20 protein-coding genes and 1 pseudogene are annotated in these 23468 nt (G+C 61.4%); 17 read left to right on the top strand and 4 right to left on the bottom strand.

The annotated features are described in order from the left end of the window. Position 1: 1 nt before the first annotated feature. From GGQ68_RS21335 to GGQ68_RS21320, 4 genes are all read right to left on the bottom strand, one after another. A complete protein-coding gene (locus GGQ68_RS21335) occupies positions 2-1291 on the bottom strand; it encodes a BCD family MFS transporter (RefSeq protein ID WP_183969574.1) in 1290 nt (429 codons plus the stop codon). Further along, entirely contained in the window at positions 1288-2199 is a 912-nt protein-coding gene (gene chlG, locus GGQ68_RS21330; RefSeq protein WP_183969572.1) for a chlorophyll synthase ChlG, read from the bottom strand. Before chlG ends, GGQ68_RS21335 begins: the two co-directional genes overlap by 4 nt. A gap of 110 nt (positions 2200-2309) precedes the next feature. Beyond that, positions 2310-3740: a transcriptional regulator PpsR gene (gene ppsR / locus GGQ68_RS21325; RefSeq protein ID WP_246429488.1), complete on the bottom strand. Its 1431-nt coding sequence runs from the start codon at positions 3738-3740 to the stop codon at positions 2310-2312. 26 nt (positions 3741-3766) lie between these two features. Beyond that, on the bottom strand, positions 3767-4567 hold the full coding sequence (locus GGQ68_RS21320) for a cobalamin B12-binding domain-containing protein (protein ID WP_183969570.1): 801 nt from the start codon (positions 4565-4567) through the stop codon (positions 3767-3769). 324 nt (positions 4568-4891) lie between these two features. Between GGQ68_RS21320 and bchF the strand changes: the two genes are divergently transcribed. The 17 genes and pseudogenes from bchF to GGQ68_RS24935 all read left to right on the top strand — a co-directional run bounded on the left by bchF (position 4892) and on the right by GGQ68_RS24935 (position 23182). Next, a complete protein-coding gene (gene bchF, locus GGQ68_RS21315; protein ID WP_183969568.1) occupies positions 4892-5380 on the top strand; it encodes a 2-vinyl bacteriochlorophyllide hydratase in 489 nt (162 codons plus the stop codon). Next, on the top strand, positions 5377-6660 hold the full coding sequence (locus tag GGQ68_RS21310; RefSeq protein WP_183969566.1) for a ferredoxin:protochlorophyllide reductase (ATP-dependent) subunit N: 1284 nt from the start codon (positions 5377-5379) through the stop codon (positions 6658-6660). Before bchF ends, GGQ68_RS21310 begins: the two co-directional genes overlap by 4 nt. Continuing rightward, complete coding sequence (gene bchB / locus GGQ68_RS21305) at positions 6657-8213, top strand: ferredoxin:protochlorophyllide reductase (ATP-dependent) subunit B (protein ID WP_183969564.1); 1557 nt, start codon at positions 6657-6659, stop codon at positions 8211-8213. The genes GGQ68_RS21310 and bchB overlap by 4 nt, the downstream gene beginning before the upstream one ends. Then, on the top strand, positions 8203-11787 hold the full coding sequence (locus tag GGQ68_RS21300; protein WP_183969562.1) for a magnesium chelatase subunit H: 3585 nt from the start codon (positions 8203-8205) through the stop codon (positions 11785-11787). Before bchB ends, GGQ68_RS21300 begins: the two co-directional genes overlap by 11 nt. A 31-nt stretch (positions 11788-11818) precedes the next feature. Then, the gene (bchL, locus tag GGQ68_RS21295; RefSeq protein ID WP_183969560.1) at positions 11819-12715 is read left to right on the top strand and encodes a ferredoxin:protochlorophyllide reductase (ATP-dependent) iron-sulfur ATP-binding protein; all 897 of its coding nucleotides are present in this window, start codon (positions 11819-11821) and stop codon (positions 12713-12715) included. After that, a complete protein-coding gene (bchM, locus tag GGQ68_RS21290; protein WP_183969558.1) occupies positions 12715-13395 on the top strand; it encodes a magnesium protoporphyrin IX methyltransferase in 681 nt (226 codons plus the stop codon). Before bchL ends, bchM begins: the two co-directional genes overlap by 1 nt. After that, positions 13392-14840, top strand: coding sequence for a PucC family protein (locus tag GGQ68_RS21285; protein WP_183969556.1), 1449 nt, complete (start codon positions 13392-13394; stop codon positions 14838-14840). Before bchM ends, GGQ68_RS21285 begins: the two co-directional genes overlap by 4 nt. 30 nt (positions 14841-14870) lie before the next feature. After that, positions 14871-15638 carry a photosynthetic reaction center subunit H gene (gene puhA, locus GGQ68_RS21280; RefSeq protein WP_183969554.1) on the top strand — a complete coding sequence of 256 codons (768 nt, stop codon included), beginning with the start codon at positions 14871-14873 and terminating at the stop codon, positions 15636-15638. A gap of 31 nt (positions 15639-15669) precedes the next feature. Beyond that, positions 15670-16323: a photosynthetic complex putative assembly protein PuhB gene (gene puhB, locus GGQ68_RS21275; RefSeq protein ID WP_183969552.1), complete on the top strand. Its 654-nt coding sequence runs from the start codon at positions 15670-15672 to the stop codon at positions 16321-16323. 15 nt (positions 16324-16338) lie between these two features. After that, complete coding sequence (gene puhC, locus GGQ68_RS21270) at positions 16339-16806, top strand: photosynthetic complex assembly protein PuhC (RefSeq protein WP_183969550.1); 468 nt, start codon at positions 16339-16341, stop codon at positions 16804-16806. A 16-nt stretch (positions 16807-16822) separates the two neighbouring features. Then, entirely contained in the window at positions 16823-17119 is a 297-nt protein-coding gene (locus GGQ68_RS21265; RefSeq protein ID WP_183969548.1) for a hypothetical protein, read from the top strand. Next, a complete protein-coding gene (acsF, locus tag GGQ68_RS21260; RefSeq protein ID WP_183969545.1) occupies positions 17116-18243 on the top strand; it encodes a magnesium-protoporphyrin IX monomethyl ester (oxidative) cyclase in 1128 nt (375 codons plus the stop codon). Before GGQ68_RS21265 ends, acsF begins: the two co-directional genes overlap by 4 nt. Before the next feature lie 91 nt (positions 18244-18334). Next, entirely contained in the window at positions 18335-19150 is an 816-nt protein-coding gene (gene puhE / locus GGQ68_RS21255) for a putative photosynthetic complex assembly protein PuhE (protein WP_183969544.1), read from the top strand. Continuing rightward, positions 19140-20354, top strand: a complete 1215-nt coding sequence (hemA, locus tag GGQ68_RS21250) for a 5-aminolevulinate synthase (RefSeq protein ID WP_183969542.1) — start codon at positions 19140-19142, stop codon at positions 20352-20354. The genes puhE and hemA overlap by 11 nt, the downstream gene beginning before the upstream one ends. A gap of 90 nt (positions 20355-20444) precedes the next feature. Then, a complete protein-coding gene (locus GGQ68_RS21245; protein ID WP_183969540.1) occupies positions 20445-20909 on the top strand; it encodes a c-type cytochrome in 465 nt (154 codons plus the stop codon). 1009 nt (positions 20910-21918) lie between these two features. Further along, positions 21919-22788 (top strand): annotated as a pseudogene (locus tag GGQ68_RS21240) (transposase); the annotation flags it as partial. Between the two features lie 256 nt (positions 22789-23044). Continuing rightward, positions 23045-23182 carry an ATP-binding protein gene (locus GGQ68_RS24935; protein WP_425502994.1) on the top strand — a complete coding sequence of 46 codons (138 nt, stop codon included), beginning with the start codon at positions 23045-23047 and terminating at the stop codon, positions 23180-23182. Positions 23183-23468: the final 286 nt, after the last annotated feature.

Below are 23468 nucleotides of genomic sequence, written 5' to 3'. Positions count from 1 at the left end.
TTCACTCTCCCGGAACCAGAGGGGCCGCAGACGCGATGCGACGGTGGGCAATGACACGCAGCGCCAGCAGCGCCGCAAACAGGAACAGCGATGCTTCGGCCAGAAAAACGGCACCAAATGCAGTCGTGTCGGGCAGACCTGTGCGCAGCAGGTCAACCGCCGCCGCCCCAAGCAGTCCGCCGAATCCGGCAGCGATGGCCTGCGCCGCGCCCCACAGGCCCATGCGGGTCCCCTCGCGCGCGGTGCGACCCTCTCCGGCCAAAGCCATCATCGATCCGATGGCGGCCACCGCGAACATGCCGTTGAACACTCCCAGCCCGATCACGGCGGGCAACAGTGCCGCGCCAAGCGCCAAGTTCCCGATCAGCGTGATGGCACACAGGCTGACTGCGGAGCCCAGGCACCCGGCCACCACCCATGTTCGCAGACTGCCGAGGCTCAACCCGGTGGCCGCTACACCGACGGTCAGCATTCCCAGGAACACCCCGCCGTTCTGCGCGCCACTCAGTTGCGTCGACTGGCCCGGCGTCAGGCCAAAGACCAGCCCGGCATATGGCTCAAGTATCAGTTCCTGCATGAAATAGGCGGTCATCGACAGGCCGACAAAAATGGTAAAGTTGCGCGCCGCGCGCTCGGCCCAGATTTCGCGCAGGCCGTCGATGAACCGGGGCGGATCAGCCACCGGCGCAGGAGCGCTTAGACGGGATTCGATCCCCCAAACCGCCAGCGTGGTCAGCACGCAAGCCCCGACCGTGACGACCCCGACGATGCGCAGCAACAGCGCCGGGCTGTAAGGATCCAGAAACGCCCCCACCGTGCCAGCTGTCACCGCAATGCCAAAAATCATCATCAGCCATGTAATGGTCGCCGCCGCCGCGCGACGGCGCGGCTCTGTTGCAGTGGCCAGCAGCGCCAGCAAAGACGTGCCGGACGCGCCTACACCCAGACCAATCAGCGCATAACTGACAGTCGAGACCGCCAAACCCGCAGACCAATTCTCGGCAAACAGCACCACGCCGATAGCCGCGCCAAAGCCCCCGAGCGCCAAGATCCCCATACCACCAATAATCCAGCGTGTGCGCTGCCCGCCCGTGTCGGACAGAAAACCCCAATTCGGTCTGGTGATCTGGATGCCGTAGTGCAACGCCACCAGCAGGCCGGGCAATACCGCGGGCAAGGCCATCTCAACCACCATCAAGCGGTTCAGGGTTGAAGTGGTCAGGACAACGATCGCCCCCAGCGCCATCTGCACCAGCCCGAGCCGGACAATCGAAAACCATCCGAGAGTCATATTGCACCTTCCATCAAACGCAGGGCAAAGGCTGCAATCATCATGCCACTTACGTACATCAGAACGCCGGTGCCGTTATACCACGGGGCACGGGCCTTTGGGTCGGATAGAAGGACGCGCATCGCCCAGACCTGCCCACAAACCAGCGCGGTTACCGCCAGCGCAAACATCGGCGCCCCCCACAGCACCAGCAGCGCGATCACCACCAACTGCGGCAGAACCATGACCCAACAGGCCACCCGTGCAGCCCGTTCAGGGCCCAACGTGACGGGCAACGAGTTGACGCCTGTCTGGCGGTCACCCTCCAGCGCCTTGAAATCGTTCAACGTCATTATGCCATGCGCGCCAAAGGCATAAAGCCCGGCAATCAACACAATCGCCAGCGACGGCGCGCCTGCCGACAACACGGCGGCGCCGGTGAACCAGGGCAACCCCTCGTAGCACAGACCCACAAGCCCCGGCCCCCATATGCCTGACCGCTTCATCCGGACGGGTTCCGCCGAATACGCCCAGGCCGCCAGCACGCCAAACACCGTCGCACCAAATCCCCATAGACCCAAAAACGACCCCACCCACAGCGACAGCGCCGTCATGGCCAACGCAATCCACAGGCCCCAGCGGCCGGGAATGCGCCCAGAGGGGATCGGCCGGTCGGGTTCGTTGATGGCATCGACATGGCGGTCACACCAATCGTTGGCCGCCTGACTCATGCCGCAGACAATCGGACCGGCCAATAGCATCCCCAACGCGACCTGTACTGGGGCGGAAGTGAACGGCACCCCGGACGACACAGCGCCACAAAGGTACGCCCAGATCGGCGGGAACCACGTTATGGGTTTGATCAGCGTCAGAACCGCCAGAGGTTGCGGGTATCTACGCCCTATCTGTATGTCATGTGTTACACTCATATTGTAAACTAGACTATACAATCGGAGTCGAAGGAAGCTTTTTCTGGGATTATCGTCAGAAAGGGCGCAATATCGCACCCCAGCCGCACACCCTCTAATGAGAGTGAAGGTTATTCGTCGGGATTGCCGTTCAGCATCTCGAACTTGCGAAGTTTGACGTAAAGGCTCTGACGGGAGAGGCCCAGCATCTCGGCGGCAGCGACGCGGTTGTTCTTCGTCATCTCAAGCGCCGTCGAAATGCAGATGCGCTCGATCACGTCCGAGGTGGCGGACACCAGCTCTTTGAGTGACGCAGTGCCAACAAGGTCCATCACATTCTGAAGCGCGTCTTCACTGACCACCGCCTGTGGCAAATTCTCGGCGGCGCGGGCGTTCTGGCTGACATCCCGGATAATCATGCCAAAACCGCGTTCCTTGGTGCCCGTCTTCAGCATGGCAACAGAAATGTCGACGGATGCGCGGGTGCCGACCGTACTCTTGAATTGCGTGGTATAACTGCGAACGCGACCGTCACGCAGCGCGGCTTCCATCATCAATTGCATGTCCACTTCGCCGCGCACCAGGAAACCAGCAAAGCCGCTGCCAATCACGTCACGGAACTGAGCAGCATCCGCCAGCGTCAGAAAGGCATCGTTGGCTTCGCGGATCTGGCTTTTGGCGTCCAGGATCACAATGGCATCGGTCGAGGAATTGAAAAGCGAACCCAGCGCCATGGCGATCTCGGTGCCACCAGGATCGTCCTCATCGACCTTCGCCAACCGACACAGCATACATAGCTCGCCAGCCGCCCGGAAAAATTCCGGAAAAATTGCCACATGCAAACCGCTGCGTCGCGCCACAGCCTGAATGCTGCGGGTTTCATCCGACGAACTGGCGTTTTGCAGCGCCTCCATCAATTCGCCCCGGCGCAATCCCTGAAAGGCCTGGTTGAACGTGTTGCCGGGCAGGGTGTCGCCTTTGGCCCCCAACATTGTCGACGCGACACTGTTGATGTCGCGCACGCGGCCAGTTTCGGGATCGACGAGCACAAGGGCGGTTTCAGAGGCTTCCAGAACCACCCGATAAAATGTCTCAGCCCTGCGGATACGTTGCTGGTCACGTTCCCGCGCCAGCTGTTCATGCACAAGTCGCTGCTGAACCTCCGCCAAGGGCTGAAGGTCACGGCCGATCAACATCAGGGCGTCGCTGTTACGGACGCGCAGCATCGCGTAGCGTATAGGGAATTCCCAATCGGCATTGTCGCTGTGGTTCAGCTCCACCGCGACCGACGTTTCCGACGCGTTCTTACGAAACTGAGCCAGCCGTATATCGAATTTCTCTTTGCTTTCTTCATTCAGAAAACTGTGAAAGCTCCGTCCGACCCAATGATCCAAGCATCCAAGCGAAGGGCTTTCGGGGCTGACATAGATGCCCTCCACCACGCCGGCACTGCTCAGGTGAACTGCGATATCCGACGCTTGCTCGATCAGAAATTCTACCGAAGCAGTCTCAGGAAACACGCCCGAATGGCTGAACTCGAGAGCCGAAGTTTGATCTGTCAAAACACCACCTCGAGTCGCTAACGCTCCTATTCAGACATCGAATCCATAGCGAGCGTCTCGTTGACAGTCGCCAGCTTACATCGCGATATTGCCTCTCGCACAGATTTAACAGCGAAATCCGCACCTGTGCGTTCTTCGATATCATCCGCGTCAAGCACGTACTTGCCACCAATAACAATTGGCGGGCAGACGTCCAGTGTAGTTCGCAAAAATCGTATCAGTTCTTCAGCATGTTGCACCGATTTTCGGCTGGCCAAGGACATACCGAGCATAGAAAAGCTGCCCTCTTCGATAGCACGCACAACCTCAAGTGGTTTCAGGCGAATTGCCATGCGCACCCACAGCCCGTGTCGACGGAACTGATCCGCCGCCACAAAGGCACCCAGTGTGTGATCCTCGGTTTCGGGCAAGATCATCAGGATCGACTGCCCCAACGGCACGGTGCGATCCAGCCACTTGCCCTGCGGCGACTGGCTTTCGTCATGAAACAACGCTTGCAGACGGCTGGCTCCGATAGTGACTTGCACGAAAGTCACCTTGTCCAGGACCCAAAGCTCGCCTATGCGACGGGCCGCTGCGGGCACGTAAATCTGGAAAACATCCTCGGACGAGACACCGGTCGCCATCAGCGCCGCGATCACGCTTCGATGACTGGTCTCCGACTCTGACATGATCTCGACACAGAGCTTATCTATCCACTCTTCACGAGTACTGGGTGCGCAAACATGCTTTTTAGCGGCAACCGATTGCAGAGCCGCCTCGACTAGAAAACGAATAGCGGTGTCACGATTGGTGGCCAGCGCTTTTCCCCCTGATATGCAATTCATCCCCCCCCTCCCAAGGTTAGCAAGAATGCTGTTCTGATCAAGCGAGTCTTGCGTGGACGTTCCCGCTACAAGAGTGCTCCAGAGCGAAATACCTGTCAACTTTTATTGACATTCAGCCGCTGGTATGCGGCGGCATGCACCCCGGAGGGCCATGGAAACATTGCACTAAATATTTTTACTTCTTGGAAACAGCGCCTAGATACCAGCGCAAAGGTGTGATCCTGACGGTACATTTCGCGACAAGCAAATGTGTAAGTTTAGATTGACACACTGCCCGCGAGGCCCGTAGCATCAACGAAGAATTAACTTCGAGGACGCGACCAGATGCCGTCAGAGACTCATCCAGAAATCGGCAAAAGGGGGCTGTACACCAGCGCCCAACGCGCTCGCCGAGACGAAAGTGTCTGGACACTGATCCAAGGCATTCTGGCACCTCTTCAATTCGCCGCCTTCCTCATTTCCGCTGCCCTGGTGCTGCGGTTTATGATGACCGGACTAGGCTACGACGCCGCAACCCTCTCTATCCTGGTCAAAACAGGCTTCCTGTTCCTGATCATGGTGACCGGCGCGATCTGGGAAAAGGTTGTTTTTGGTCAATACCTTTTCGCCCCCGCCTTTTTCTGGGAGGACGTGTTCAGCTTTGTCGTGATCGCATTGCACGCCGCTTATGTCTGGGCACTGTTCACCGACAGCCTGGCGGCCAATGCATTGATGGTCCTGGCGCTCGCCGCCTACGCCGCCTACCTGATCAACGCCGGGCAATTTCTGCTGAAACTACGCGCCGCGCGCCTTCAGACGGAGGCAGTAGCATGACGTTGCCTCTCGCCCCTCTAGCCGGTGGTTGCCGCGATGTGCCCGTGCTCAAACAACGCGGCCAGCACGAGGTCTTTTGCGGCCTGACGGGAATCATCTGGCTCCATCGCAAGATCCAGGATGCGTTTTTTCTCGTTGTGGGAAGTCGCACATGCGCTCACCTGCTGCAAAGCGCCGCTGGCGTGATGATATTTGCCCAGCCCCGGTTCGGAACCGCGATTCTCGAAGAGACGGATCTGGCAGGGCTCGCCGATGCGCAGGCCGAACTGGAACGCGAGGTCGACCGCCTGCTTTCGCGCCGTGGCGACATCCGCCAGCTGTTCCTTGTGGGCAGTTGCCCGTCCGAAGTCATCAAACTCGATCTCGCCCGCGCGGCCGAGCGTCTGTCGGCCAAACATGCGCCCAAGGTGCGCGTGCTGAACTATTCCGGCTCCGGCATCGAAACCACCTTTACCGAAGGCGAAGACGCCTGCCTCGCCGCAATGGTTCCGGCCCTGCCGCAAACCGACAGGCGGCAGTTGCTGCTGGTGGGTGCCCTGCCCGACGTGGTCGAGGATCAGGCGTTGGACCTGCTGATGAATCTGGGGATCGAAGACATCGCCGTTCTGCCCGCCCGCCACGCCGATTCCGGTCTGGCGCTGGGGTCGAACACGGTCTTTGCCCTCACACAGCCGTTCCTGGGAGGCACCCATGCCGCCCTCGAACGGCGCGGGGCGCGGCACATTCCCGCGCCATTCCCGTTTGGCGAAGAAGGCACCACCGCGTGGCTTCAAGCTGTGGCGCGGGAGTTCGGCGTTGATCAGGCGCGCTTTGACGCCGTGACCACCGCGCCCCGCGCCCGCGCCAAAAAGGCGGTCGCCCAGGCGGCGGCGCGCCTGACAGGCAAGAGCATCTTCTTCTTTCCCGACAGCCAGTTGGAAATCCCGCTGGCACGCTTTCTGACCCGCGAATGTGGCATGACCGCCATCGAGGTCGGCGCCCCATACATTCACCGCGCCATCGTCGGCCTTGATCTGGACCTGCTCGGCCACGGCCCAACCATTTCCGAAGGCCAGGACGTGGACCTGCAACTGGACCGTTGCCGGGCCGCGCAGCCGGATCTGACGGTCTGCGGCCTTGGCCTTGCCAATCCGCTGGAGGCCGAGGGCCTGCCTACCAAATGGGCCATCGAACTGGTGTTTACTCCGGTGCATTTCTACGAACAGGCGGGCGATCTGGCCGGGCTGTTCTCGCGCCCGCTGCACCGTCGCGCGGCGCTTCGTTTGGAGGCTGCGGAATGAAGCTTTCGGTCTGGACATACGAAGGCCCGCCCCACGTCGGCGCCCTGCGCGTCGCGACAGCGATGAAGGGTCTGCACTACGTGCTGCACGCGCCGCAGGGAGACACCTACGCCGATCTGCTGTTCACCATGATCGAGCGACGCAACCACCGCCCTCCGGTAACATACACCACCTTTCAGGCCCGCGATCTGGGGGCCGACACGGCGATGCTGTTCAAAACTGCCTGCCAGAACGCCTATGACCGCTTTCAGCCGCAGGCGATGATCGTCGGCGCATCCTGCACCGCCGAACTGATCCAGGACGATCCCGGCGGCATGGCCGAAACCATGGGCCTGCCCTGCCCGGTGATCGCACTGGACCTGCCCAGTTACCAGCGCAAGGAAAACTTCGGCGCAGATGAGACGCTGTTCCAACTGGTCCGCGCGCTGGCCAAGCCGATGACGCGAAGCGCCCATGTCACCTGCAACCTGATCGGCCCGACGGCTCTGGGGTTCCGGCACCGTGACGACATCACCGAACTGACCGGCCTTTTGTCGGACATGGGCATCGGCGTGAACGTCTGCGCCCCCTATGGTGCCACCCCGCACGACCTGACCCAACTGGGGGCCGCGCATTTCAACGTGCTGATGTACCCAGAAACCGGAGAGGCGGCCTGCCGGTGGATGGAACGGGAACTTGCCCAGCCATATACCAAGGTTGTGCCCATCGGCGTCGGGGCCACCCGCGACTTTGCAGATGAGATCGCCGCAATAATCGGTCGCCCGGTCGCACTGGATGAAAGCCGCCTGCGCCTGCCGTGGTACTCCTCCAGCGTCGACAGCACCTATCTGACCGGCAAGCGCGTGTTCATCTTTGGTGACGGCACCCATGTGGCCACCGCCGCCAGGATTGCGCGGGACGAGATGGGGTTCGAGGTCGCCGGGATCGGCTGCTACAACCGCGAACAGGCCCGGATGATCCGCGCCCTGGCCAAAGACTACGGCGTCGAGGCGCTGATTTCCGACGATTATCTGGACGTCGAAGAGCGCATCGAACAGCTCGCACCAGAGATGATCCTCGGCACACAGATGGAGCGCCACATCGGCAAACGGCTGGGCATCCCCTGCGCCGTGATCTCTGCCCCGGTGCATGTGCAGGACTTTCCTGCGCGCTATTCGCCCCAGATGGGGATCGAAGGCGCAAACGTGATCTTTGACACATGGGTGCATCCGCTGGTCATGGGGCTGGAGGAACATCTGCTGACAATGTTCCGCGACGATTTCGAATTTCATGACGCGGCTGGACCGAGCCACCATGGCGGTTACGCCATGTCCGTCCCTGCCGACATTCCCCAGCCGATCCACGCTCAGGTTGGCGAACTGGACACTGCGCCCGTCGATGCTGCCACCGCGCAGGTGATCTGGCTGGCCGATGCGGAGCGTGAACTGAAAAAGATCCCGTTCTTTGTCAGGGGCAAGGCTCGCCGCAACACAGAAACCTTTGCCGCCCAAAAGGGTCTGAACGAAATCGGCCTCGAAACCCTCTATGAAGCAAAGGCCCACTATGCGAGATGATGGCTTCATGACGAGCTTCGGCGGCTCTTCGGCTTTCGAGTATCACATCGTGATCCTCACGCTGGATTCGCATGTGGCCGGCCCCTGCAACCGGGCCGCCGAGCGGCTGGTGAAGGATTTCCCCGGCCTGTGCATCAGCGTGCACGCCGCCGCCGAATGGGCCGAAAGCCCCGCCACGCTGATGCAGGCCCGTGCCGACATCGCGCAGGCGGACATCATCCTGTCAGGTTTGATTTTTCTCGACGAACACATCCGCCAGATTCTGCCAGCTCTTCAGGCGCGCCGCGATACCTGCGATGCGATGATCGGCGTGATCTCGGACGCGCAGATCGTCAAGCTGACGCGCATGGGCACGTTGGACATGTCCAAACCCGACACCGGCCTGTCCAAGCTGATGAAGAAGATGCGCGGCGGTGGCAACGGCGCGCCGGGCACACAGGATGCCGCGAAAAAGATGAAGATGCTGCGGCGTCTGCCGCGCATACTGAAACTGATCCCGGGCAAGGCGCAGGACCTGCGCGCCTGGTTCCTGATCATGCAGTATTGGCTGGGTGCGTCTGACGACAACATTGAATCGCTCGTCCGGTTCCTGATCTCGCGCTATTGCCGCCACGCCGAATGGCGCGGCACGAGTGCTCCGGCCCCGGTGGAATACCCTGATGTGGGCCTGTACCATCCGGATCTTCCGGAACGGATCACCACCAATGCCGCCGATATGCCCGCCCAGGCGGGCACCAAGGCCACCGTTGGCCTGCTGATGATGCGCAGCTACGTGCTGTCCGGCGACACCGCCCATTACGACGCGGTGATCCGCGCGCTGGAGGGCCGCGGTCTGCGCGTCCTGCCGGCCTTTGCCGGTGGTCTGGATGCACGTCCCGCCATCGACGGTTTCTTTCAGGGGCCGGAAGGCCCACGGATCGACGCGCTGCTGTCTTTGACCGGCTTCTCGCTGGTGGGCGGGCCTGCCTACAACGACAACGAGGCCGCCAGCACATGGCTTCAGGCGCTGGACGTGCCTTATATCGCCGCCCACCCGCTGGAGTTTCAGACGCTTGCACAATGGGCTGGTTCCGCGCAGGGCCTTGGCCCGATCGAGACCACCATGCTGATTGCCCTGCCGGAACTCGATGGCGCCACCAATCCCACGGTTTTTGCCGGGCGCCATGGCGAGAATGGCTGCGACGGCTGTGCGCACAACTGCGCCATCACCTCGACGGTCAAGGCGATGGCCCCTTGCCCCGAACGTATCGAAAAGCTGGCACTTCGGGTTGAGCGGCTGGCCGCACTGCGCCGCTCTCAAGTGCGCGACCGTCGGGTCGGGATCGTCCTGTTCGGTTTTCCGCCCAATGCGGGGGCTGCGGGCACGGCGGCTTATCTGGATGTGTTCCGCTCGCTGTACAACACGCTGCATGCCATGGCCGACCGCGGCTATGACCTGACACCGCCCGCCAGCGTCGAGGCGCTGCGCGAAACCGTTCTCGACGGCACAGCCAAGCGCTACGGCACAGAGGCCAACGTCGCCGCCCATGTCAGCGCCGACCAGATCGTGACCGGCACGCCATGGCTGGCCGAAATCGAACAGCAATGGGGCGCGGCCCCGGGCAAGATCCAGAGCGACGGACGCGGTGTGTTCATCCTTGGCGCGCAATTCGGCAATGTCTTTGTCGGGCTGCAACCGGCCTTTGGCTACGAAGGCGACCCGATGCGCCTGTTGTTCGAGGGCAATTTTGCCCCGACCCATGCCTTTACCCAGTTCTATCTGTGGTTGAAGAACAGCTTTCAGGCTGATGTGTTGCTGCATTTCGGGATGCACGGCGCACTGGAATTCATGCCCGGCAAACAGGCCGGTCCCAGCTCAAAATGCTGGCCCGACCGGCTGATCGGCGACATGCCAAACGTCTATCTTTACGCGTCGAACAACCCGTCCGAAGCGACGCTGGCCAAGCGCCGTACCGGGGCGGTCACCGTGTCGCACATCACGCCGCCGCTGTCGTCTGCGGGCCTGTACAAGGGGTTGGCAGAACTCAAGGACAGCCTGACACGTTGGCGTCGCAGTGCGCCCGACGCCCATGAGCGTGACGAGCTGGCCCTGTTGATCGCCGAACAGGCCGAGGTGGTTGACATGACCGGCACCGACCCGGACGCATTGTGGTTGCGCCTGCTGGATACCGAGGATGCGTTGATCCCCGAGGGTCTGCATGTGGTCGGCCAACCGTTGTCTGACAAGGCCCGCGCCAGCTACCTAAACCTGCTACCGGCAGGGTCCGACCGTGCGGCAATCGAAGCGTTACTGATGCAGGACAGCGAAATCCCAGCGCTGCTGAACGCGCTTGAGGGCCGCTTTACCGCGCCAGTGCCCGGTGGTGATCTGATCCGCTCGCCCGATGTGCTGCCGACAGGGCGTAACATTCACGCCTTTGATCCGTTCCGCATGCCCAGCGAATTTGCCTGCCGCGCCGGGACACGTCAGGCGCAACTCCTGCTGGACACGCATCACACCATGCCACGTTCCGTAGCGGTGGTGCTCTGGGGGTCGGACAACATCAAGTCCGATGGCGAACCGCTGGCACAGGCGCTGGCGCTGCTCGGCGCGCGGCCCCGGTTCGACAGCTTTGGCCGCCTGTGTGGCGCTGACCTGATCCCGCTGGCAGAGTTGGGCCGCCCGCGCATCGACGTGATCATGACCCTCTCGGGCATCTTCCGCGATCTGCTGCCGCTGCAAACCCGCCTGCTGGCCGAAGCCGCGCTGAAGGCCGCCGAGGCCGACGAACCGCTCGACCAGAACTTTGTCCGTGCCCATGCGCTCGCCAATATGGCCGACACCGGATGTAACATGGCCACCGCCGCGCTGCGGGTGTTTTCCAACGCCGAAGGGGCCTACGGTTCGAACGTCAACCAGTTGGTCGACAGCTCATCCTTTGACAACGAAGACGAACTTGCCGACGCTTACGAGGCACGCAAAAGCTTTGGCTATGGCACCGATGGCAAGGCGCAGGCCAGCCCCGCCATGCTGCAACGGGCGCTGAAAAACGTCGATCTGGCCTATCAGAACTTGGAATCAATCGAACTGGGCGTGACCTCGGTCGATCATTACTTTGACACGCTGGGTGGGATTTCGCGGGCCGTGAAACGCGCGCGCGGCGGCACCGATGCAGCGATCTATATCTCTGACACCACGCGTGGCACCGGCAAGATACGTCCGCTGGCGGATCAAGTGGCGCTGGAAACCCGGTCGCGCACGCTGAATCCAAAATTCCACGAAGCGCTGCTGAGCCACGGCGCCGAGGGTGTGCGCCAGATCGAAAGCCACCTGACCAACACCATGGGCTGGTCCGCCACAACCGGTCAGGTTGACCCTTGGGTCTATCAGCGCATGTCGGAAACCTTTGTTCTGGACGAGGCCATGCGCAAGCGGATGGCCGACCTGAACCCGGCGGCTTCCTCGCGCTTTGCCAACCGCCTGCTGGAGGCGCACGACCGCGCCTACTGGCAGACCAGTGACGAAACACTTGCCGCGCTGCGCGACGCCGCAGACGCGCTCGAAGACCGGCTCGAGGGAGTGGCCGCAGAATGAACCCCCTCACCCAACCCGAAAGGACCGCAACATGAGCCCGCGCGACGACATCCCCGAGCTACGGGGCCAGGACGGCGAAGGATCGGTGCAGGTGCATCAGGATCCTTCGGCACAAATCACCGGGGCCAAGGTCTTTTCAGTCTACGGCAAGGGCGGCATCGGTAAATCGACCACCTCGTCGAACCTGTCCGCAGCCTTCGCCAAGATGGGCAAGCGGGTGCTTCAGATCGGCTGTGACCCCAAGCACGACAGCACCTTTACCCTGACCGGTCAGTTACAGCCCACGGTGATCGACATCCTCAAGTCGGTGGATTTCCACCCCGAGGAACTGCGCCCCGAGGATTTTGTCACCGAAGGCTGGGGCGGCGTGAAATGCGTCGAGGCCGGCGGCCCGCCCGCAGGCACCGGGTGTGGGGGCTATGTTGTCGGCCAGACGGTCAAGCTGCTGAAACAGCACCACATGCTCGAAGACACCGATGTGGTGATTTTCGACGTGCTGGGCGATGTGGTCTGCGGCGGCTTTGCCGCGCCGCTACAGCACGCCGACCGAGCCGTGATCGTCACCGCCAATGATTTCGACAGCATCTACGCCATGAACCGGATTATCGCCGCCGTTCAGGCCAAGTCGGTGAACTACAAGGTCCGTCTGGCGGGATGTATCGCCAACCGCTCGCGCGAGACCAATGAGGTGGACCGCTACTGCGACACCGTCGGTTTCAACCGCATCGCGCATATGCCTGACGTGGACGCCATACGGCGGTCCCGCCTGAAGAAAAAAACACTGTTCGCCATGGATGACGAAGAGGACATCGTTCGCTGCCGTGCGGAATACGTCCGGCTGGCGGAAACGCTGTGGCGCGGCACGGAACCGCTGGCTCCCGCCCCGATGGAAGACCGCGACATATTCGAGCTTCTGGGATTCGATTGATGAGCTACGAGCGCACTCTGGCCCGTGTCGAAACCTATTTCGACAAGACAGCGACCCGCACCTGGGAACGCCTGACCAGCGATGCGCCGGTCAGCCGGATCCGCGAAACCGTGCGGCGCGGGCGCGACGAGATGCGCGACCAGATGCTGTCACGCCTGCCGCAAGACCTACGCGGCGCGCGGGTCCTGGATGCAGGCTGTGGTGCGGGCCAGATGACGCAGGCTCTCGCGGAACGTGGGGCCGATGTGGTGGCGATCGATATCTCGCCCTCACTGGTGGAGATCGCGCGCAAGCGTCTGCCCATCGACCTGCACGGTCGGGTGCGGTTCACCTCCGGCGACATGCTGTCTGACGGACTGGGTCGCTTTGACCACGTCCTCGCGATGGACAGCCTGATTTACTATGCCGAGGACGACCTGACCCGTGCTCTGATGAGCCTGGGCCGTCGCACCAACAACAATGTGGTGTTCACCGTCGCGCCGCGCACGCCGCTGCTGATGGCAATGTGGCGCATGGGCCAGATGTTCCCGCGCGCGGACCGCTCACCCATCATGGTGCCGCACGCGCCCGCCAGACTTATGCGTTCACTCTGCGATGCCGGGGCACCAGGCACGTTGACCGCGCTTAATCGTATCAGCGTCGGCTTCTACATTTCTCAAGCGATGGAGCTGACAGAATGATTTTGCGGGCCGCGCATCTCAAACAGTTGACCACGCGGTTCCTGCCCTTTGCGGATGCCGCCAGCGAAGGCTTGCCACTGGGTCAGCTGTTACGCCTATCGCTGTTTCAAGTGTCCGTGGGCATGGCCTCGGTGATGCTGCTGGGCACGCTGAACCGGGTGATGATCGTCGAACTATCAGTCGTCGCGATCATCGTCGCCGCGATGATTGCCCTTCCGGTGCTGATCGCGCCGTTTCGCACGCTGCTTGGGTTCCGCTCCGACACCCACCGCAGTGCGCTAGGCTGGAAGCGCATTCCCTACCTCTGGTTCGGATCACTGTGGCAGATGGGCGGACTGGCGGTCATGCCCTTTGCGCTGCTGGTTCTGTCGGGCGACACCGTCCACCATGTCCCCTTTGCGGGCGAAGTGCTTGCCGCAATGGCCTTCTTGATGACCGGGCTTGGCCTGCACATGACCCAGACCGCCGGTCTGGCCCTGGCGACAGACCGCGCCGACGATGAAACCCGCCCCCGCGTGGTGGCGCTGCTGTACGTTATGTTCCTTGTGGGCATGGGGCTGTCGTCGGTCATCATCGGCTGGCTCCTGCGCGATTTCACGCCTCTGCGGCTGATCCGCGTCGTGCAAGGGGCCGCCGTTGTCGGCATCGCCCTGAACATGATCGCCCTGTGGAAACAGGAAAAAGTCCGCCCCATGACGCGGGCCGAACGTCAAACCCCGCGCCCCCGCTTCCGGGACGCATGGGCCGATCTGGTGTCTGGCGGTCAGGCAGGGCGGCTGCTGGCTGTGGTGTTTGTCGGGACCATCGCCTTCAACATGCAGGACGTGCTGCTGGAACCCTATGGCGGCGAAATCCTCGGCTTGTCGGTGTCCTCCACCACGTTGTTGACCGCCGCGTGGTCGGTCGGTGCGCTGGCCGGGTTCGCTTTGGCAGGTCGCAAGCTGGCGATGGGGAGCAACCCCATGCGCCTAGCAGCCTTGGGGCTTCTGGCCGGGATCCTTGCCTTTTCCATCGTGGTGTTTTCCGCGCCGATGGGGTCGCCCGCGCTGTTTTTTGCCGGGGCCACTCTGATCGGCTTCGGCGGCGGGCTCTTTTCCGTCTCGACCTTGACCGCAGCGATGACCCTGCCGACGCGTGGCGCGGCGGGCAACGGGCTGGCGCTGGGAGCTTGGGGAGCCGCGCAGGCCACCGGGGCCGGGCTGGCCATCGCCCTGGGCGGCGGTCTGCGTGACTGGATCGGCTCCTTGGCGATCCACGGCCAGCTTGGCGCGGCATTGAATGCGCCCGCCACCGGATACTCCTTTGTCTATCATACAGAAATCGGACTGCTTTTTGTGACGCTGGCGGCGCTTGGCCCGCTGGTGCGCAGCGCAGGCCGCCCCGCAACAACGCAAACCCAACATCCGCAGTCGGCCCGTATCGGCCTGGCCGACTTTCCGACCTGACAGTGCCGCGCCTTTTGAAAGGAACAGGACATGACTGAACCATTTTTTGGCAATTTCGATCTGGCGAGCCTCAGCCTCTGGCTTTTTTGGGTCTTTTTTGCGCTGCTGATCTTTTACATCCAGCGCGAAAACATGCGCGAAGGCTATCCGCTGCAGGATGACGACGGCAAACCGTCGGCGAACCAGGGCCTCTTCCCGGTGCCCGATGACAAAACGTTCAACCTGCCGCATGGCCGTGGTTCGGTTACCGTACCTTCGGGCCAAAACGCCGAACGCCCCAACCTGCCGATGGCCAAGACCGCTGCCGGCAACGGGTTTCCGTTTGAGCCGACCGGCAACCCCATGCTGGACGGTGTCGGCCCCGCCTCATGGGCCGCGCGCCGCGACGTGCCGGAGCTGGATGGCCATGGCCACCCAAAGATCGTCCCGATGAGCGCGAGGCAGAGCTTTCACGTCTCGGCCGGTCGCGATCCGCGCGGTCTGCCCGTAATGGCAGGTGACAACGAGGTGGTCGGCACGATCAGCGACATGTGGATCGACGAACCCGAACAGCTGATCCGCTATCTCGAAGTCGACCTGATCAATGAAGGCGGAAAACGCCTGATCCCGATGACCGTCGCCCGGGTCCACAAATCTCACGTCAAAGTGCGTTTGATCTTTGGCAAGCACTTCCCCGGCGTGCCGCAACATGCCTCGCTGCGCCAGGTGACCTTGCTCGAGGAGGACAAGATCATGGGGTATTACGGCGGCGGCATGCTCTATGCCAGCGAGGCGCGCCAAGCGCCCCTGCTCGGCTGATCCCTCGACAGAAGAACAGGAGCGCCACACCATGAACCACCATGCGGACCACGATGATTTCGCCTTTGAACCCGTTGAGGGCCTGCCCGAACTCCCGCCCCAGGGCGAAGAGATCCTGTGGCAGGGCCGCCCCGACTGGTGGACCCTGACGAAGGAGTCGATGAACCTCAAGTGGGTGGCGCTCTACTTTGTCGTGCTGGCGCTTTGGCGCTTTGGCACGATGGTCGACCAGGTCAATTTCGCAACTGCCTTTGCCGCCTCCATGCCGCTGTTGATCTTGGGTGGCATCGTGCTGGCGATGTTCATGCTGGTCGGTTTCGTGCAGGCCCGCGCCACGGTCTACACCATCACAAACCGCCGCGTGGCCATGCGGATTGGCGCCGCGCTGACCGTGACGCTGAACCTGCCGTTCAGCCAGATCGGCCGCGCTGATCTGGCCCTCCGCCGCGACGGCACCGGCACCATCGCGCTGGATCTCACCGACGACGACACCCGCCTGTCCTATCTGGTGTGTTGGCCGCATGTGCGCCCCTGGGTGCTGCGCCGTACCCAGCCCGCCCTGCGCTGTATCCCCGACGCGGAGAGGATCGCCCACATGCTGGGCGAGGCCGCCGAGGCCCGCGTCAACACTCCGCAGATTGCCCGACGCACGGCAGCCAAGCCCTCTGCCGTTGCCGCTGAATAAAGGAACGCCCGCGCCATGACGCAGATCGACACCCACGCCGCTCCGCCGATTCACGACAAGGACCTCGTGCCGCGCATGATGGTGCGCGCCATGCTGGCGCTTGTCCTGACGGTGCTGACCGTGGTGACGATCGCACGCGTGACCGGGCAACCGCTGATCGCAACCCTCCCCGAGGGCAAAATCATCATCCAACGCGAGATCGTGCTGTCCGGCGACATGTCCGGCGCCGCGCAGGTCCATGCCCCTGACGGCACCCTGATCGCAGACCTTTCGCCCGAAGAGGGCGGATTCATTTCCGGTGTCTACCGGGTCCTGCTGCATGAACGCAAGAAGACCGGCGTCGCGCCTGACGCCCCTGTCTTGCTGCTGCAAAAGGACACCGGCCGCCTGGAAATTCACGACCACAGCACAGGCTGGCGCGCCGATTTAATGGGCTTCGGTGCGGATAACGCCAAAGCCTTCGCGCGGCTTTTGGCACAATAGGAGAGGAGGCCAATAAATGGGATGGCTGACCAAGGAAGTTGAACGCGCCCCGTGCACCGTCGAAGTGTCACACTGTTTCGAAAGCCTGCACGCACATGTGCGATTCAACAACGGGGCGACGGTCTATCCGGGCGACGAGGTGCGGGTGCATGGACCGGAAATCATGGCGCCCTATGGCGAAGTGATCAGCGAAGACCGCGAGGCGACCATTGTGCGCGCCTCGTCATTGGAACGGCTGTGGACCCGCCTCACCGGCGATTTCGAAGTCATGGAGCTGTGCGAATTCTCCTTCTCCGAAGAGGTGACGCTATGAACATGCAGAACACCCGCCACACGGCCGATGCCACCACGGTCGAGGAAGGCCTGGCCATTCAGGAAGAACAGGCCAAGTTCGACAGCACCGCCGCCACCGAAGTGGCCATGCAGAACACCCTGCTGACGCCGCGCTTTTACACCACCGACTTTGACGAGCTGGACGCCATCGACGTGTCCCCGGTCCGCGAGGACTGGGACAAGCTGATCGCGCAGATGGTCAGCGACCCGAACAAGGGCCACTTCAAGAAGAACGCCGACTGGGACAAGGTCGACTGGGACGGCATGGACCCGGCCCTGCGCAAGGAATTCATCGACTTCCTGATTTCGTCCTGCACGGCGGAGTTTTCCGGCTGCGTGCTGTACAAGGAAATGAAGCGCCGCGGCAAGAACAAGGACATCACCCAGCTGTTCCAGCTTATGGCCCGTGATGAGGCACGGCACGCTGGCTTCATCAACGATGCTCTGCGCGAGGCCGGCGTGGCGGTAAACCTCGGCTTTCTGACGCAATCCAAGAAGTACACCTACTTCAGGCCAAAATTCATCTATTATGCCACGTATCTGTCTGAAAAGATTGGGTATGCCCGGTATATCACCATTTTTCGGCATCTGCAGGAACACCCGGAGCACCGCTTTCATCCGATCTTCAAATGGTTCGAGGAGTGGTGCAATGACGAGTTCAGCCATGGCGAGGCCTTCGCCCTGCTGATGAAGACCGATCCCAGGCTGACCTCCGGCACCAACGTTCTGTGGATCAAGTTCTTCCTCACGGCGGTTTTTGCCACCATGCATGTGCGCGATCACCAGCGGCCGGTGTTTCACGCCGCCCTTGGTGTCGATCCCGACTGGTACGGCCACGAGGTGTTCGTGAAAACCAGCGCCCTGACCAAACAGATCTTTCCGATCACGCTGGACATCGATAACCCGCGTTGGGCTGCAGGTCTGAAGCGCCTGCAAAAGGCCAACGCCGATCTGGACAATGCGCGCCAGTCAAAGGGTGTGGGCGCCATGGCGCGACGCATGTCCGCACAGGCACGCGCCGCGACAGCCTTTGTCGGCCTCTTCACCATTCCGATGAAAAAGCACCGCGTGCCCGACTCCACCCGCATGGTTCCGGCCTACTGATGTGCGGGGCGCCCACATATCATGCTGACCGTCGGGGGCTGACGCAGGCCGCCTCCGGCGGGCGTGTGCATTACGTGGGCGGGGGGCTGACATGACCAGTCCCTGGATCGCCGCGCTGGCTGCCTTGTTCCTGTGGTGGTTTTCCACCGGAGCGATCCTGATCGTGGTGCGCCGCACCGAAGGCGCGCGCTTTCGTGCCCGGCTGGGGGCAACACTCGCCGGCTTGCCTTGTCTCGCCCTCGGGATCTGGACCTTTGAACACACGCTGGCGGCCACGAACTACGCCAGCGCCTACCACGCCTTTCTGGCGGCGCTGGCCATCTGGGGCTGGATCGAACTGTCCTTCCTCACCGGCGTCATCACCGGCCCCAACCTGTACCCCTGCCCCGTCGACGTGCCGGAATGGGAACGCTTCTTCCGCGCTTGGGGCACACTGGCATACCATGAGATGCTGCTGACGACGATGCTGATCCTGTTGTGGCTGTACGGGCATGATGCGGAAAATACCTTTGGTTTGTGGACGTTTACCGTGCTTTACCTCGCCCGCGTTTCGGCCAAGCTGAACCTGTATCTGGGGGTGCCGCGCATCAACGTGGAATTCGTCCCACGCGCGCTGTCTCACTTGTCGAGCCATTTTCGCATCCAGTGGATGAACTGGCTGTTTCCGCTGTCCGTCACCGGCCTGACCCTTGCTGTGGGCTGCTGGCTGGAACGGCTCTATTCCGCGCAGACTTTGCAGGACATCACCGGCTTTGCCCTGCTGACATCCATCACGGCGCTCGCGCTGCTGGAACACTGGTTCATGGTCGTGCCGCTGCCGGACGCGAAACTGTGGCGCTGGATGTTGCCTGCGCCCGACCAGAAGACACAAAAATCAAGACACCCGGAGGAACCCCATGGAATTTGACAGCCTGTTCAATGCGCAGCTCAAGGCGCTGAAAGACGAAGGCAATTATCGCATCTTCGCCGAACTTGAACGTCGCTGTGGGCAGTTCCCCACCGCCAAGAGCTATGACGACGACGCCCCGGACGAAGTGACTGTCTGGTGCTCCAACGACTACCTTGGCATGGGCCAGCATGAGGCCGTGCGCCAGACCATGAAAGACACCGTCGACCAATGCGGCGCTGGCGCTGGCGGCACACGGAACATTTCAGGCACCAACCACCACCATGTCCGGTTGGAAGCCGAACTGGCCGACCTGCATGGCAAAGAGGCAGCCCTGCTGTTCACCTCCGGCTACGTATCCAATTGGGCGGCGCTGTCGACCTTAGGCAGCCGCCTGCCCGACGCAATCATCGTGTCGGACGCGCTGAACCATGCCTCGATGATCGAAGGCATTCGCCACTCCCGCGCCAGAAAGGTCATCTGGAAACACAACGACCCCGAGGATCTGGACCGCAAGCTGGCCGCGCTGCCTGCCAACGCCCCCAAAATTGTGGCCTTCGAGTCTGTCTATTCCATGGACGGTGACATCTGTCCGATGCAGGAAATCGTCGAAGTTGCGGAAAAGCACCGTGCGATGACCTACCTTGACGAAGTCCATGCCGTGGGCCTCTACGGGCCGCGCGGCGGTGGCATCTCGGAACGAGAAGGCCTGGCCGACCGCATCACACTGATCGAGGGCACCCTGGGCAAGGCCTTCGGATGCATGGGCGGCTATATCTCAGGGTCCCGGGCGCTGTGCGATTTCATCCGCTCCTTTGCCAGCGGGTTCATCTTTACCACCGCACTGCCCCCTGCGGTCGCTGCAGCAGCACAGACGTCAATCGCGCATCTGAAGGTGTCACAGACAGAACGCGAACTGCACCAGCGCCAGGTGGCCCGCTTGCGCCAGATGCTGAACGCGCGCGGCATCCCGCACATGGACAACCCCAGCCACATCATTCCCGTGATGATCAAGGACCCTGTGAAATGCCGGATGCTGGCGGATATCCTGATGAACGACTACGGCATCTATGTGCAGCCGATCAATTATCCCACCGTCCCAAAGGGCACGGAGCGCCTGCGTTTCACCCCTTCACCGCTGCACACAGACGCCGATCTAAACCGCTTGGTCGAGGCACTGACCGTCCTATGGAAACAGTGCGCTATCGCCCATGAAGTCGCCTGAAATCTAAACGCAACAGTAGCGCTTCGGGGATGAATGTCACCCCTTTCGCTACACCCTTAACCCACGGGGACACAGGAGAGGAGACCAACCATGAAACCGATTTTTCTGGCAATCGCATTAACGAGCGCGTCAACGATAGCCATGGCCGAAAGCCACGCAACAGGAGACCCTGCCGCTGGTGAAAAGGTATTCAATCAATGCAAGACCTGCCACGTTATCGAGGATGCCGACGGCAACGCGATACAGAAAGGTGGCAAGGTCGGACCCAACCTGTACGGTGTCGTCGGTCGCACCGCCGGCAGTGTCGAGGGCTTCAGATATTCGAAGTACATGGTCGCCGCTGGCGAGCAGGGTTTAGCTTGGGACGAAGACCATTTTGCCGTCTACGTCAAAGACGCCTCCGCCTTTCTAAAAGACTACCTGGATGACAAGTCCGCCCGCGGGAAAATGACTTACCGCTTGCGCGATGATCAGGATGCCTTGGACGTCTGGGCTTATCTGGCCTCGGTCGGGCCGGAGCCAGATATGACGGATGCAGACGCTCCATCGAACTGAACCTTTCGACGGATCGCCTGAAGATATCAAAGGATACGACCGCGCCAGAAAAGATTGGCGCGGTTTTTCTGTCGCAAAACGGCGGACCATTTTGCCCCTCCTCTCCCACATACTGGCATTTACTGGTGAGCAGCGGCACGGGGCCGGCTTGCCAGCCGGATTGAGAGAACCGGCTGTGCCTTGAAACAAACTCACACATGCTCTGTGTCAGCGATTTTGCCAATGTCGCGACGTGGCAAAAGGTCTGGGTATGGTCTTCGTCAGTGTTGTTTTGCGCGGCGGGTCGTGAGATCTCCGAAAGCCGCACAGCCAATGAGGGCTTCGTTTCAGAGATTTTGGGCACAGGCCATTTACCAACACAGCCCAGCACAAGATAAGTTTCTGTATCATTCGGGTCGCATGTTGCACGACGTGTCGAAAAGTAGACTGGCTGAGGCGCTGAATACACCTATCGTCGGCCGCGTTCAGAGCTCGCTTCATTATCACGCAGATATGCATGCATTGCCGGGCAACGGACACTGCTCTGACCGAACCGATCACCCGCTTGGTCAAAGCAGAAACCCGGTCACAAAGATAGCGTTGATTGTTTCCGAGACCTGACCCGGTAGCCTGATAAACTGTCACTGAGATTGGACCCACGTGAACACGGTGCCCCGACGGTTTTGATTGGGGGCATTTGGTGTGATAGGCATGGAGTTTTCGATTGTTGTTCGATGCTCGGTACTGTGTGGCAAAATTTCAATATAGGAGATCGCCCGTCGAACGGGTTTGTTGCAACACCTTCAAAAGGACCTGCGTGGAGCCGAAGTTCAGGACGCCCAAGCGTCCAAGCAATTTGGGCCCGTAAGCGGATCGGCTTTCAGCTTGGCGTTTGATCCAGTCATGGATGTGGCGCAAAGCGCGGCCGACAGTGAAGCAGATGTACGCGGATCTGTTAAAGCTGGGTTATGATGGCTCTGAATCGCCCCGGGTTTGTCGGAGATCATCAACTTAAGTACCGATGGTGGTTATGGCGAAAAGCAAAATGGCAAACCGCTACTCGCCTGAGCTCCGCGCGCGTGCGGTCCGGATGGTGTTCGAGCACCACGGCTCCTACGAAACGCAGGCGGGCGCGATTGCGGCCATTGCACCGAAGATAGGCTGTATCCGCCAGGCTCTTCGCGGTTGGGTGATGCAGGCCGAGAAAGATAGTGGCATGCGCAACGGCGTAACGACGGAGGAACGGGACCGGATCAAAGCGCTTGAACGTGAGGTTCGCGAGCTGCGCCAGGCGAATGAGATCCTGCGCAAGGCAAGCGCGTATTTTGCGCCCCTCTCGGCAGATTGCGTGCCCGGCGGACCCTTCCAAAGCTTCTGCACGGCATCAGCGTGACACAGAGCTTCGGCTCGAGATTAAACGGATCTGGGACGCAACCTATCAGGTCTACGGAGTTCGCAAGGCGTGGCACCCGTTGAAGCGCGAGGGCTTTTCGCTGGCGCGCTGCACGGTGGACCGTCTCCCTCTCGGGCATTGCTGCGCAATACCCTGCCGGGCAGTGGGACGAGCAATATTTGTCCATTCGATACACCGAGCGTTTGGCTGAGGCTGGCATTGAACCATCGGTCGGCAGTGTCGGTGACTCGTATGCCAACGCCCTCGCCGAGACGATAAACGGTCTCTACAAAACCGAACTGGTCCATCCATTGCCCGGCAGGCGATGCGGGCATCGCCGAGAGGGGCCAAGGACCGTGGCGCAACATGCAGGATCTGGAAATGGCAACCCTCGGCTGGGTCGATTGGTTCAACAACCGCCGGCTGCCTGGACCCATCGAAAACATCCCGCCAGCTGAGGCGGAAGAGACCTTCTATGCACAGCGCGACGTGCTCGATATGGTCGCGCAAGATGAAGCTATAGGTCTCCGACAGATCCGGGGCGATACAGGCGATGTGCCTGTGATGCAGCATCAAAGAAGGCGGATCGTGCCTGTCCGACAAGGCCATGGGAAAAGCCGGACAAAACGGGGAGACCCTCATCCGCCTCGACCTCTTGAACCTGAACAAGCTCGGATACTTGTCTTTCACCGCTTCAGAGGGCGCTCTGGGTCGTGGGAAAGTTGATCCTTGGATCAATTCCTGATCCTCCTGTATCCACCTGTTGGGCAAGTTCTACGAGCGCGCCAACGTGATCATCACCACCGAGCTCAGCTTCAGCGCGTCGGCCACTGTTTTCGATGCCGTCAAGATGACTACTGTATTGCTGGACCGGCTGCCCCCTCTCGGCACAGGCCATTGAGCTTGAACCGATCGCGCTTAGTGCCTCAATCCTCGAAACCAAAAACGACATTTTCCGCCTCAAAGACAGCGCGGTTGCAGCAACGCGGAAAAAGAGGGCGGAGAGCCGATCCCCGCTTCGGGCGCGGGGCCTGGCTCGGCTCGATACGGAAGCGGATCTCCAGAAAGGATGCCATACCTGAGCTTTGTTGAGCAAATTGAGGCCTGAACGCACTTCCCCAATCCCCGGACAGACTTATCCTGCGGCCTCGGTGATAGGTATGCCAAGAGCGGTGTAGCGGTTGAGC

This window comes from Sagittula marina (genome assembly GCF_014196795.1).
Taxonomy (GTDB): Bacteria; Pseudomonadota; Alphaproteobacteria; order Rhodobacterales; family Rhodobacteraceae; genus Sagittula; species Sagittula marina.
Note: the sequence above shows the minus strand (reverse complement) of the source record. Positions and strands in the feature narration are given on the sequence as shown.

Bases quoted from the DNA above. Each gene is read 5' to 3' on its own strand.
- GGQ68_RS21335 (WP_183969574.1), bottom strand. From the start codon at position 1,291: ATGACTCTCGGATGGTTTTCGATTGTCCGGCTCGGGCTGGTGCAGATG.
- chlG (WP_183969572.1), bottom strand. From the start codon at position 2,199: ATGAGTGTAACACATGACATACAGATAGGGCGTAGATACCCGCAACCT.
- GGQ68_RS21320 (WP_183969570.1), bottom strand. From the start codon at position 4,567: ATGAATTGCATATCAGGGGGAAAAGCGCTGGCCACCAATCGTGACACC.
- bchF (WP_183969568.1), top strand. From the start codon at position 4,892: ATGCCGTCAGAGACTCATCCAGAAATCGGCAAAAGGGGGCTGTACACC.
- GGQ68_RS21310 (WP_183969566.1), top strand. From the start codon at position 5,377: ATGACGTTGCCTCTCGCCCCTCTAGCCGGTGGTTGCCGCGATGTGCCC.
- bchB (WP_183969564.1), top strand. From the start codon at position 6,657: ATGAAGCTTTCGGTCTGGACATACGAAGGCCCGCCCCACGTCGGCGCC.
- GGQ68_RS21300 (WP_183969562.1), top strand. From the start codon at position 8,203: ATGCGAGATGATGGCTTCATGACGAGCTTCGGCGGCTCTTCGGCTTTC.
- bchL (WP_183969560.1), top strand. From the start codon at position 11,819: ATGAGCCCGCGCGACGACATCCCCGAGCTACGGGGCCAGGACGGCGAA.
- bchM (WP_183969558.1), top strand. From the start codon at position 12,715: ATGAGCTACGAGCGCACTCTGGCCCGTGTCGAAACCTATTTCGACAAG.
- GGQ68_RS21285 (WP_183969556.1), top strand. From the start codon at position 13,392: ATGATTTTGCGGGCCGCGCATCTCAAACAGTTGACCACGCGGTTCCTG.
- puhA (WP_183969554.1), top strand. From the start codon at position 14,871: ATGACTGAACCATTTTTTGGCAATTTCGATCTGGCGAGCCTCAGCCTC.
- puhB (WP_183969552.1), top strand. From the start codon at position 15,670: ATGAACCACCATGCGGACCACGATGATTTCGCCTTTGAACCCGTTGAG.
- puhC (WP_183969550.1), top strand. From the start codon at position 16,339: ATGACGCAGATCGACACCCACGCCGCTCCGCCGATTCACGACAAGGAC.
- GGQ68_RS21265 (WP_183969548.1), top strand. From the start codon at position 16,823: ATGGGATGGCTGACCAAGGAAGTTGAACGCGCCCCGTGCACCGTCGAA.
- acsF (WP_183969545.1), top strand. From the start codon at position 17,116: ATGAACATGCAGAACACCCGCCACACGGCCGATGCCACCACGGTCGAG.
- puhE (WP_183969544.1), top strand. From the start codon at position 18,335: ATGACCAGTCCCTGGATCGCCGCGCTGGCTGCCTTGTTCCTGTGGTGG.
- hemA (WP_183969542.1), top strand. From the start codon at position 19,140: ATGGAATTTGACAGCCTGTTCAATGCGCAGCTCAAGGCGCTGAAAGAC.
- GGQ68_RS21245 (WP_183969540.1), top strand. From the start codon at position 20,445: ATGAAACCGATTTTTCTGGCAATCGCATTAACGAGCGCGTCAACGATA.